The organism is Falsiroseomonas sp., assembly GCF_051859025.1.
GTDB lineage: Bacteria > Pseudomonadota > Alphaproteobacteria > Acetobacterales > Acetobacteraceae > Falsiroseomonas.
Genome location: NZ_JBHYGL010000014.1, coordinates 1 through 11,523, shown reverse-complemented (window position 1 = coordinate 11,523; position 11,523 = coordinate 1). Strand labels below are relative to the sequence as shown.

The 11,523-nt window shown below is 71.3% G+C and carries 10 protein-coding genes; 3 read left to right on the top strand and 7 right to left on the bottom strand.

Translation table 11 applies throughout. From position 1 onward, the window contains the following. Nucleotides 1-224 precede the first annotated feature (224 nt). Nucleotides 225-1,244, top strand: coding sequence for a hydroxyacid dehydrogenase (locus ACTIE5_RS15015; RefSeq protein WP_439550510.1), 1,020 nt, complete (start codon nt 225-227; stop codon nt 1,242-1,244). Between the two features lie 133 nt (nt 1,245-1,377). On the opposite strand, the gene ACTIE5_RS15010 is transcribed toward ACTIE5_RS15015, so the two are convergent. The 7 genes from ACTIE5_RS15010 to ACTIE5_RS14980 form a co-directional block, all read right to left on the bottom strand. Next, a complete protein-coding gene (locus tag ACTIE5_RS15010; protein WP_439550509.1) occupies nt 1,378-2,727 on the bottom strand; it encodes a hydrolase in 1,350 nt (449 codons plus the stop codon). A gap of 65 nt (nt 2,728-2,792) precedes the next feature. Further along, a complete protein-coding gene (locus ACTIE5_RS15005) occupies nt 2,793-3,722 on the bottom strand; it encodes an MBL fold metallo-hydrolase (protein ID WP_439550508.1) in 930 nt (309 codons plus the stop codon). A gap of 13 nt (nt 3,723-3,735) precedes the next feature. Continuing rightward, nucleotides 3,736-4,734, bottom strand: coding sequence for an MBL fold metallo-hydrolase (locus tag ACTIE5_RS15000; RefSeq protein WP_439550507.1), 999 nt, complete (start codon nt 4,732-4,734; stop codon nt 3,736-3,738). A gap of 106 nt (nt 4,735-4,840) precedes the next feature. Further along, nucleotides 4,841-6,118 carry a class I SAM-dependent RNA methyltransferase gene (locus ACTIE5_RS14995; RefSeq protein ID WP_439550506.1) on the bottom strand — a complete coding sequence of 426 codons (1,278 nt, stop codon included), beginning with the start codon at nt 6,116-6,118 and terminating at the stop codon, nt 4,841-4,843. After that, complete coding sequence (locus ACTIE5_RS14990) at nt 6,091-6,540, bottom strand: DUF2721 domain-containing protein (RefSeq protein ID WP_439550505.1); 450 nt, start codon at nt 6,538-6,540, stop codon at nt 6,091-6,093. The genes ACTIE5_RS14995 and ACTIE5_RS14990 overlap by 28 nt, the downstream gene beginning before the upstream one ends. A gap of 25 nt (nt 6,541-6,565) precedes the next feature. Continuing rightward, on the bottom strand, nt 6,566-7,780 hold the full coding sequence (locus ACTIE5_RS14985) for an acyl-CoA dehydrogenase (RefSeq protein ID WP_439550504.1): 1,215 nt from the start codon (nt 7,778-7,780) through the stop codon (nt 6,566-6,568). Between the two features lie 201 nt (nt 7,781-7,981). After that, on the bottom strand, nt 7,982-9,970 hold the full coding sequence (locus ACTIE5_RS14980) for a DEAD/DEAH box helicase (protein ID WP_439550603.1): 1,989 nt from the start codon (nt 9,968-9,970) through the stop codon (nt 7,982-7,984). A gap of 366 nt (nt 9,971-10,336) precedes the next feature. On the opposite strand from ACTIE5_RS14980, the gene ACTIE5_RS14975 reads away from it, so the two are divergent. Further along, nucleotides 10,337-11,041, top strand: coding sequence for an alpha/beta fold hydrolase (locus ACTIE5_RS14975; protein WP_439550503.1), 705 nt, complete (start codon nt 10,337-10,339; stop codon nt 11,039-11,041). A gap of 36 nt (nt 11,042-11,077) precedes the next feature. Next, a complete protein-coding gene (locus ACTIE5_RS14970; RefSeq protein ID WP_439550502.1) occupies nt 11,078-11,467 on the top strand; it encodes a PH domain-containing protein in 390 nt (129 codons plus the stop codon). Nucleotides 11,468-11,523 lie beyond the last annotated feature (56 nt).

The following is an 11,523-nucleotide window of genomic DNA, read 5'->3' as shown; positions in this document are numbered from 1 at the left end:
GTCCCGCGCCCTCGCAGCCTTGTCGAGCCTCCTTAACCGCTTGTTGCGGGGACGTGTCTGCGCCGGTCCTTGCCGCGGTTCTGCCCGCCCTTGTCGTTCTGCGTTGCCTGGCCTGCCATCCCCGCATCCTCGCCGCGCCGCGGGGGGGAGAACGCCTTCGCATCGCGGCCCGTTCGGCACCGCGGGCGTATTGACCGCGCCGGGCCGAAGCGCGAGGAGGGGGCATGGCCCGTTTCCAGGTTCTCGTCACCCACACCCATCTCGACCAGCCCGGCCTCGGGATGCTCGAGGCAGCCGGCTGCCGGGTGGATTTCCTCGCCGCCGACGCGTCCGGCGCGCTGTCGGCGCAGGGCGCGCGGGCGGAGCTGGAACGCAGGCTCGCCACCACGGCCTATGACGGCATCATCTCCCGCATCGTGCCGATCGGGGGCGATGCGATGCGAAGCTGCCCCACGATCCGCGTCATCAGCCGCGCGGCCGTGGGCTACGACAATCTCGACATGCCGGCGGCGACGGCGCAGGGGATCGCGGTGCTGACGGCGGTCGGCGCCAATGCGCAATCCGTCGCCGAATACGCCATGGGGCTGATGCTGACCGTCGCGCGCAACATCGCGCGGCACAACACGGCGATCCAGGCGGGGGGCTGGGAACGCGCGCGGCTCGGGCTGGAACTGCGCGGGCGGCGGCTCGGCCTGGTGGGCTATGGGCGCATCGCGCAGAAGGTGGCGGCGCTGGCGCAGGCCTTCGGCATGGAGGTCAGCGCCTGGAGCCCCAACCTCCACAAGGCCGGCGACATCGCCCCCGTCACCCGCGCGGCCACGCTGCACGACCTGATCCGCGGCTGCGACGTGCTGTCGCTGCACATCCCGCTGACGGAGACCTCCCGCAACCTGATCGGCGCCGACGAACTGGCGCTGATGGGGAAGGAGGCGATCCTGGTGAATACCGGCCGGGGCGGCCTGGTGGATGAAGCCGCGCTGGCCGAGGCGCTGCGGGAGGGCCGCATCTGGGGTGCCGGCATCGATGTGCTGACGCAGGAGCCGCCGCCCCGCGACAACCCGCTGCTCGGCCTGCCCAATGCCATCCTGAGCCCGCATGTCGGCGCCGCCACCACCGTCGCCCGAAGCGCGACGGCGGAGACAGCGGCGCGCCACCTGCTCGACATCCTGCTCGGCCGCACGCCGCCAAGCGATGCCGTGGTGAACCCGGAAGTCCTGAGGTCGTCAGGGCGCTCCGGCGGCTGAGGATTCGCGAGGGATTTCTTGTCCCTGCAAGGCACCGGGCGCCGCCGATGCTGGTTGCATCGGCCAGCCTGGTAACGACGCAGGGGCGAGAAAGACCCGCGAAGCCGACCCGCCGGGGTGCCTGGGCGACCTTCTACCAGGTCAGCTCCGCAAGCGTGATCCGGTTCTCCGCCGCCGGCCAGGCGCGGGAGACGACGCGTTCCTCGTTGAAGATGCCCACCACCGGGCGCCCGAGTTCCGCCGCGGGAAGCTGCCGCGTGGCGAGCGCCGAGATCGCGACACCAGGCCGCAATTCCGGCGGCACGCGGCCATCCAGCAGGATCGCGTCGCGCGGGATGCCGAAATAGCCGCGGGTGCGCTGGAACAGCACCACGCCGCCGCCGCCATCGCGCTCCGCCTGGGTTGGCGCGCGGGCGGGCCGCAGGTTCACCACCGATGATCCCCGCGGGAAGGGGCCGCGATAGATGTGGGTGATGGGGTGGCGCGGCGCGGCGACGACGAATTCCAGCGTCCAGTCCGGCCCCACCGGCACCCCGCCCCAGCGGCCATCCTCCTCCGTCACGCGGCGATGGATGGCGTCCCCCATCCGCGCGCCCGTCTCGGGCGAGACGCGGAAGACCTCGACCGTCGCGCCCGCCACGGGCCGGTTGGTGACGCCGCCGGCGGTGTTGGTGACGCGCCCGTCCAGCACAGGCCTGGCTTCGGGTTCCACCGACAGGCGGGAGGGCGGGCGACCGGTCACGAACGAAAAGATCTCGGCGAAAGCGCGCGCGTGATAGGCGACCTCCCGGTGATCCAGCGCGCCCAGCACCAGATTGGTGGCGCCGCGCAGTTCAGGCCCGTCGACATCGGTGCCCGTGGGCCGGTCCGGCGTTCCGGACCAGATGGCGCGGGGCTGGGCGAAGACGTCGTTCCAGGCGCTGCGCAGCGTCAGGAAGGCGGTGCCGGGCACCACATCGGTCGTGCCGCCATTCAGCCGGCGCAGGAAATCGGACTGGCTGTTGAATTCGCGGTTGCGGATCTCCGGCCAGTCATAGACGCCGCGATTGGGCGTGCCGCAGAGCACGGCGTGGGAGACGGCGTCGCTGCCGCCCTGCTGCACGACGAAGTCGCGGATGGGGTAGCCACCGCGGGAATTGCCGACGAGCGCGATGCGCGCGCCGCCGTGGCGGGCGCGGAAATCCGCGACGAAGGCGGCCAGGCGTTGCGTCTGTTCCGCGCTGCCGCTGCGCCCCGCCTGGGGCACGGCGTCATCGTCCCGCGCCAGCGGGTCCGGCATGTCCACCGCCAGCAGCCGATCCGCCGGGTAGCCATTGCTCTCGAACCGCCAGAGCGTGGAGAGCCACAGCGCGGCATGGTCGCCATTGCCATGCACGAACAGGATCGGCGGCGGCTGGGCCGTGCCCTGGGCGCGGGCGATGAAGGGCACCGCCAGCGGCATCGCGCCGGCGGCGAGGAGGAGGCTGCGTCGGGACGTTTCCATTGGCCGGAAGATTAGCGGGACGGGCGACGGCATGGAACAGCCATCGCCCGTCCCGCCTGGTCACGTCACGCGTTGGCCGGCACCAGGCGGAAGCTGGTGCCCGCGCGCTCCACCCGGCCCGTGGCCGGCATGGGGAAGTGGTAGCCGACGACCGGGATGCGGTCCGTCGCCGCCTGGTCCAGCAGGCGGCGGCGCGTCTCCACCGCCATGGTGGCATCCATGTCGAAGACCGGGTGCCATTCCGGATTGGCCATGAAGAAGGCCGGCGCGTTCACCGCATCGCCGATGACCAGAAGCTGGTCCCGCCCATCGGCGATCATGAAGGAGGCATGGCCGGGCGAATGCCCGTTGGTCGCGATGGCCGTGATCCCCGGCGCCACCGTCGCGCCGGGCGCGAAGGTCTGCACGCGGTCGCGATAGGGCGCGAATTTCTGCCGCACATTGGCGAAGCCGGGGCGGCGGCCTTCCGGCGCGCGGGATTCCTCGCCGGCATCGGTCCAGTAGGCCCATTCCCGTTCCGGCACGAGGACCGGCACGCCCGGGAACACCGCCTGGCCCTGCGCATCCGTCAGCCCGCCGATATGGTCGCCGTGGAAATGCGTGTGCACCACCAGGATCACCTGCGCGGGGTCCAGCCCCGCCGCGCGCATATTGGCCAGCATCTGGCTGCCCGGCGCGCCGCGCCCGACATCCAGCATGATGAGCCCCCGCGGCGTCTTCACCACCGTGACGTTGAAGGGGTTGTCCAGCGCCGTGCCTGCCATCCCCGCGGCCTGCATGGCGGCGGCCACCTGCGCGGGCGTCGCGTTCAGCACGAAGCCCTGGGTGGCATCGGCCCGCACCACGGACCCGTCCGTGACCACGAAGGCCTCCAGCCCCCCCACCGCCACGCGATGCAAGGCGGGGGACTGCGCCAGCGCCTGGGACGGGGCGAGGGAGGGCGCGAGCGCCAGGCCCGCGCCGGCGGCCAGCAGGCCGCGTCGATCGATCGTCATGGTCATCTCTCCTTCAGCCAGCCGCCGCCCAGTCGGACGGTACGAAGCGGTAGCCATTGCCGTCCTTCGCCATGAAGCCCGTGGAGGGGAAGGGGAAGTGGTAGCCGGTGACGCGGATCCGGTCCGTCGAGACCATGTCGAACACCCGGCGCCGCGTGGCTTCCGCCGCCTGCGCGTCGAAGTCGAAGACCAGGTGGAAATCGGGGCGGCGGGCGAAGACCTCCGGCCGGTTGGTGAGGTCCGCCAGGAAGACCAGCTGTTCGTTGCCGCTGGAGACCCGGTAGATCGTGTGGCCAGGCGTATGGCCATGCGCCGCGATGCTGGTGATGCCGGGCAGCACCTCCGCCCCCGGCGCCACCTGGCGCACCTTGCCCTGGTACGGGGCGAAGCGCCGCGTGGTGTTGGCGAAGGTGGCCCGCTGGAATTCGGGGCTGCGGCTCTCATTCCCCGCATCGGTCCACCAGGCCCATTCCGGCGTCGGCACCACCAGTTCCGCATTCGGGAAGGCGGCCGTGCCATCGGCGTTCAGCAACCCGCTGATGTGGTCGCCATGGAAATGGCTGAACACGACCGTGGTGACGCGCGCGGGATCGAGCCCCGCGGCCCGCATGTTCTGCACCAGCAGCCCGACCGGCGCATTGGGGCCGGAGGGTCCGTTGCCGGTATCGAACAGCACCAGGCCGTTCGCCGTCTCCACGCAGGTCAGGGTGAAGGGGATGCGGAAGGTGTCGGTCGGCAGGAAGCTTTCCGCCAGCACGCGCTGCACGTCTTCCAGCGAGGCATTGCGCACGAAGCCCGCATTCAGCGGGATGGCGCGGCTGCCGTCATGCAGCATCGTGACCGTCAGCGACCCCAGCCGGAAGCGGAAGAAGCCCGGCGCCTGGGCGAGAGGAGCCGGGGCCACCGGCGCCGTGGTAGGGGCGGCCGCCTGGGCCAAGGCGGGGGAGGCACGCAGCAGCGCGGGCGCGGCAAGGGCGGCGGCCGCCCCCATGAACATGGACCTGCGGATCATGGTTCTTCCCTCCGTGGCGGTTGGCTCGCCGCGACGTTGGGCGGCTGGCGCTGGATGCAACCCCCAAGGGCGGTCCCGCCGCAAGCTTCTTTCGTCAGGCGGGATTTCAGCGCGCGAAGGCGACAACCGATTCGAGGTGCGGCGACCACGGGAACTGGTCCACCGGCACGGCGGAGACCGCCTTGAACCCCGCCTTGCCCAGCACCGCCGCATCCCGCGCCAGCGCGACCGGGTTGCAGGAGACGTAGATGACGTGCCGGACCTTGCTGCGCGCGATCTGCGCCACCTGCTCCACCGCGCCGTTATAGGGCGGGTCGAGCACCACGGCCCCGAAGGCATCCAGCTCCGCCGGCAGCAGCGGGCGATAGGCGAGGTCCCGCTTGATGGCCTCCACCCGCCCACCCGCCTTGCGCGCGGCGGCATCCAGCGCGGCGACGGCGCCGGCCTCGCCCTCATAGGCCGCGACGCGGTGGGTGGTGGCCAGTGGGAAGGACAGGGTGCCGATGCCGGCATAGAGGTCCGCGATCCGCGCCCTCGGCGCCAGCTTGCGCGGCAGGGCGGCGCGCACCGCGGCGACGATCCCGGCCTCGCCTTCTGGTGCTGCCTGCAGGAAGGCGCCGGGCGGCGGTGCCACGGCGACACCGGCCAGCATCAGCTTGACCGGGCCGGCCTGCGCCGCCGTCTCCAGCACGCCATCGCCCAGCGCCCAGGCGATGCGCGGGATGCCATGGGCGATGCCGAAGGCGGCCAGGATGGATCGCTGCGCCGCGTCCAGCGGCCCATCCGTGCGCAGCAGCAGGTCGGGCCCGCTATCCAGCAGGTTCAGCACGGCGGAGCCCTCCCGCTTCAGCGCGCCGAGCCTTTTCAGCACCTCCCGCAGCGGGCGGAACAGCGCCACCAGGCGGGGGTCCAGCACACGGCAGGTGGAAAGGTCCGCGATGGCATTGGTGCCGCGCTGGTGGAAGCCCAGCGCCACGCCATGCGGCACGCGCTTCAGCGCCAGGTCGGCGCGGCGGCGCGTGCCGGGGGGGGCGGCGACAAGGGGCGCGACTTCCACCTTCATGCCCGCGCGGGCCATCGCCTCCACCAGCCTGTCGCGCTTCCAGGCGTGGTAGGCGGGCAGGGCCATGTGCTGCAGGGCGCAGGCGCCGCAATCCACCAGGAAATGCGGGCAGGGGGGCGCGACGCGATCGGCGCTCGGCGTTTCCACCGCCACCAGGCCCGCGGCGATGCCTTCGCCGCGGCGGCCGGCCATGTCCACCAGCACCTCCTCGCCCGGCAGCGTGCCGGCGATGAAGACGGGGCCCTGCGGCGTCTCCGCCACGCCATCCCCCGCGCTGCCGAGGCGGGTGACGGTCAGGCGCTGGGTGGTGGGTTCGGACAAGAAGGGGATCCAGTCGGGGCAAGGGGCGGCAGGTCGGTGCGGGCGAGTGCCGCCTCGGCCAGGAAACACAGCAGGCCCGCGGCCAGCATGGCCATGGTGCCCAGCATCAGCGCCGCCAGCAGCGGCCCCAGCGCCCAGTCATAGATCAGCGCGAGGAAGGTGGCCGCCACGAGTGCGCAGACCAGCAGCGCGGCCAGGATGCAGCCCAGCATGGCACCAAGGGCGATGCCCGCGCGCCGCCGCAGCAGCGCGATGTTGGGGCCGGACTCACGCGCCGCATGGGCGGCATGAACCCGGTCCACCAGGCGGTTCCGGCGTTCCGACAGCAGGCGAAGCGCCGTCATCACGCCGGCCAGCAGGAAGGCCGGCGTCAGGCTGCCGGCGATGGCGTTGCCCGCGGCGGCGACGGAAAGCGTGTCCATCGCGCGCCGTCGGGCGGTTCCGGCCTCAGCCGCCGAAGGCGTTGAGGCCGGTCTGGGCGCGGCCGAGGATCAGCGCATGGACGTCATGCGTGCCCTCATAGGTGTTCACCGTCTCCAGGTTCACCATGTGGCGGATCACGTGATACTCGTCGACGATCCCGTTGCCGCCGTGCATGTCGCGCGACACGCGGGCGATATCGAGCGCCTTGCCGCAATTGTTGCGCTTGACGAGCGAGATCATCTCCGGCGCCGCCTTGTGTTCGTCGAACAGCCGGCCGACGCGCAGCACGGCGTGCAGGCCGAGTGTGATCTCGGTCTGCATGTCGGCCAGCTTCTTCTGCACCAGCTGGGTCTGCGCCAGGGGGCGGCCGAACATCTTGCGGCCCATCGTGTAGTCGCGCGCGGCGTGCCAGCAGAACTCGGCGGCCCCCATGGAGCCCCAGGCGATGCCATAGCGCGCGCGGTTGAGGCAGGAGAAGGGCGCGGCGAGGGACTTCACGCCGGGCAGGCGGTTCTCCTCCGGCACGAAGACCTCATCCATCATGATCATGCCGGTGACGGAGGCGCGGAGCGAGAACTTGCCCTCGATCTTCGGGAAGGTCAGGCCCTTCATGCCGCGTTCCAGCAGGAAGCCGCGCAGGATCCCCTCATCATCCTTCGCCCAGACCACCGCGACATCGGCGATCGGGGAGTTGGTGATCCAGGTCTTGGAGCCGGAGACCAGGTAGCCGCCATCCACCTTCTTCGCGCGCGTGCGCATCGAAGACGGGTCGGAACCGGCATCGGGCTCCGTCAGCCCGAAGCAGCCCACCCATTCGCCGGTGCGCAGCTTCGGCAGGAACTTCTGCTTCTGCTCCTCCGACCCATAGGCATGGATCGGGAACATCACGAGGGAGGACTGGACGGAGAAGGCGCTGCGATAGCCGCTATCCACGCGCTCCACCTCCCGGGCCATGAGGCCATAGGCGACGTAGGAGACGCCGGCGCAGCCATAGCCATCGAGGGTCGCGCCCAGGAAGCCCATCTCGCCGAACTCGTTCATGATCTCCCGGTCGAACTTCTCGTTCCGGAAGGCCATCAGGACGCGGGGCTGCAGCTTCTCCTGGCAGAACTGGCGGGCCGCGTCGCGGATCATCCGCTCGTCCTCGGTCAGGACCTCATCCAGCAGCAGCGGATCGTCCCAGGTGAAGGGGGCGGTGCTGGACTTCTTCGGCGTGGTGACGGGGGTGACGACGTTCATGGCGTTCTCCTGGCTCCTGCGGGTGGGCGGGCCTCGGCTGGTAGTCCTGGCACTATGGGGCGCAATCTGGCGCGGGTATCGGCATCCGGCAACCAGCGCCGCCAAGCAAAAAGGGGGCGCCTTCGCGCCCCCTTGGAAGGATCAGGCCGCTTCCGCGGTCCTGTGCCGAAATCAGGCCGCTTCCGCGTCCCGTTCCAAAGATCAGGCCGCTTCCGCGTCCGGGCCCGGATCGGAGTCCTGCCCACTGTCCCGCTTCGGGCGGGGCAGGGGGAGCAGCATGAAGGCGGGCACGGCATCGCCGAAGCCGCGGGGGGAGGGGCCGGCTTCCCGGTCCTCCTTCCGCTCGCGGCGGAATTCCTCGCGCCGCGCGGCGTAGCTCTGCATCTCCTCGCGCGGCGGCAGGTCGCGGGACGGGCGGCCATCGCGGCGCGGGCCGCGATCGTCACGGCGTCCACCCTCACGCGGGGCCCGATCACGCGAGGACGCATCACGCGATGCGGCGTCGCGCGAAGGCAGGTCACGCGATGGCAGGTCGCGGGGCGCTTCGTCACGCGGCGCTTCGTCCCGGCGCCCGCCGCGCGGCGGGCGGGCTTCGCGCGGCGGCACGTCATCGGCCGCGGTCTCGATGGTCTCGACCGGCGGGCGGCGCCCGCGATCGTGATCGCGGCCACCCCGGTCACGCCCGCCATCACGGCCACCGCGGCCGCCATCGCGGCCAGGCCGGGCGCCGTCGCGGCCACCACGGGCGCCATCGCGCCCGCCAGCCATCGGCTTGCCGCCACGGCCACGCTTGGCCTTGGCGCCTTCCGCGATCTCCTCGGCGGAGACGGGGTCGAGACCGTCGATCTCCATGCGGGGGATCGGCTTGCCCGTCAGCTTCTCGATCGCCGCGACGGATTTCGCATCCTCCGGCGCCGCCAGCGAATAGGCATGGCCCTGGCGCCCGGCGCGGCCGGTGCGGCCGATGCGGTGGACGTAGTCCTCCGCGTGGAAGGGCACGTCGAAGTTGAAGACGTGGCTGAGCCCGCCGATGTCGAGCCCGCGCGCCGCCACGTCGCTGCACACCAGCAGCTGCAGCTCATTCGCCTTGAACTTGTTCAGCGTCGCGAAGCGCATGGACTGCTCGAGGTCGCCATGCAGCGCACCGACCGAAAAGCCGTGGCGCTTGAGCGACTTGTAGAGGATGTCCACGTCGATCTTGCGGTTGCAGAAGATCAGCGCGTTCTGCACGGCTTCACGCCGCAGAAGCCGGCGCAGCGCTTCCCGCTTGTCCATGTCCCGCACCCAGACCAGGCCGGTCGTGATGGTGGAGGCCACGGTCGCGGGGGCGCTGACCGAGATCTCCTTCGGGTTCTGCAGGAAGGCATCGGCCAGGCGGCGGATTTCCGGCGCCATGGTGGCGCTGAAGAACAGCGTCTGGCGCATCCGCGGCAGGAGGGAGACGATCCGCTCCACATCCGGGATGAAGCCCATGTCCAGCATCCGGTCGGCTTCGTCGATGACGAGGACCTTGCAATCCGCCAGCAGGATGCGGCCGCGATCGAACAGGTCCAGCAGCCGGCCCGGCGTGGCGATCAGGACATCGACGCCCTTGTCGAGCACGTCGCGCTGTTCGTTCATGCTCTCGCCGCCGATGAGCAGCGCGTGCGTGAGGTTCAGGTGCTTGCCGTACTTCACGAAGTTCTCGGCGACCTGGAGCGCCAGTTCGCGAGTCGGCTCCAGGATCAGGCTGCGCGGCATGCGCGCCTTGGCGCGCGACCCCGCCAGGATGTCGAGCATCGGCAGGGTGAAGCCCGCGGTCTTGCCGGTGCCGGTCTGCGCGCAGCCCAGAACGTCACGCCCCATCAGCACCGTGGGGATGGCGAATTCCTGGATCGGCGTGGGATGCAGGTAGCCGGTTTCCGTCACGGCGCGGAGGATGGGCTCCGACAGGCCGAGATCGGCGAAGGTGGTGCGGGCGGGCTCGTCGGGCTCCTGCTCGTCATAGGCCCGCTCGGCCTCGCTGCGCTGGTCGTCCCCGTCTTCATCGCCGCGGTCTTCATCATCGCGATCGTCGTCATCGCGGTCGTCTTCGTCGCGGTCTTCATCATCGCGATCGTCTTCGTCGCGATCCGAATCGTCCCGGTCATCATCGTCCCGGTCGTCATCAGCGCGGTCGTCGTCGGCCCCGCTGTCCGCGGCCTCGGCCATGGCGGGCGCCGGTTCCGGCTCAGCCGGGGTCGCCGCCGGTTCGGCGGGCGCCTGGGGCTCCGCCGATAGCGTTGCCACCGGCGTCGCCGGGGCGTCGTTCTTGTGCTCGGGATCGGCCGCGCCCGTTGCGGTCGCGTCGCTGTGATCGCTCAACGTGATTGGTTCTCTGTCTGCCTCGGGCCTGCCCGACACCCTGGCGCGCCGCGGTTGGAAACCGAGGCCCGTCTTCGGGTGGGGATGCCCCGCTGGCGCCAAGGGGCGCGGAAGGCGGGACCGGGCGGGACCGACGCCATATGCGCCGGAAACGCGCGGAAATCAAGGCAAGACGGCTTGCCCGCGCGCGGCACCCGCCATAGAGCCCCTGCCATGACCGACAGGCCCACCCTCCTGCTCCTGCCCGGGCTGCTATGCGACGCCCGTCTGTGGCGCGACCAGGTCGCCGCCTTCGCGCCCGCCTGGCGCTGCGTCGTCGCCGATCTGGCGCATGACGACAACCTGCCTGCCATGGCCGGCCGCGCCCTGTCGGCGGCGGGGGATGCCCAGGGGATCGCCGTCGCCGGCCTGTCCATGGGCGGCTATGTGGCGCTGGAGATCATGCGCCAGGCCCCGGGCCGCGTGGGCCGCCTGGCGCTGATGGACACCTCCGCCCGGCCCGACACGGAAGAACAATCCCGCCGCCGCCGCGCCCTGCTGGCCCTGTCGGAATCCGGCATGTTCCGCGGCGTGACACCCCGCCTGCTGCCGACCCTGCTGGCCCCGCGCCACCTGGCCACGGCCCTTGGCGCGGAGGTAACGGCCATGGCCGAACGCGTCGGCCGCACCGCCTTCCACCGCCAGCAACGCGCCATCCTCAAGCGCCCCGACAGCCGCCCGGACCTGGCCCGCATCGCCGTGCCCACCCTGGTCGTGGTGGGCGAACACGATGCGCTGACACCACCCCATCTGGCGGAGGAGATCGCCGCCGGCATCCCGGGCGCCACCCTCGCCCGCATCCCCGAAGCCGGCCACCTGCCGACCATGGAGGAACCGGACGCCGTCATCACCGCGATGCGGGACTGGCTGCGGGCCTGACGCGCCCCTAGATTCGCCGCCACAACGGAGAATCCCATGGCCGAGACCGACATCCTCGTCACACGCGAAACCAAGCGGTCCTACGGCCTGGTCCGCGGCACCATCGCCATCCTCTGCCTCGGCCTGCCCTTCCTCGGCCGCCAGCGCATCCAGGTGACGACCGAACGCGTCATCATCGAAAGCGGCTTCCTGACCAAGGTGCGCGACGACGTCGAAGTCTTCCGGATCCGGGATGTCGTCACCACCCAACCCCTGTGGCACCGCCTGCTCGGCATCGGCGACGTCATCATCAAGGCGACCGAAGGCCGCACCGAGGAACGCCACACGCTGCGCGGCGTGCCCGACCCCATCGCCGTCGCCGAAGCCATCCGCCAGGCCTGGAACCAGGCCGCCCGACCCCGCTCGGCGACGAACATCGACGGGTAGGGGGGTGTTGCGCGGGTGGCCGCAGAGAGGGGCTGCGCGCCCCTCTCCGCACCTCT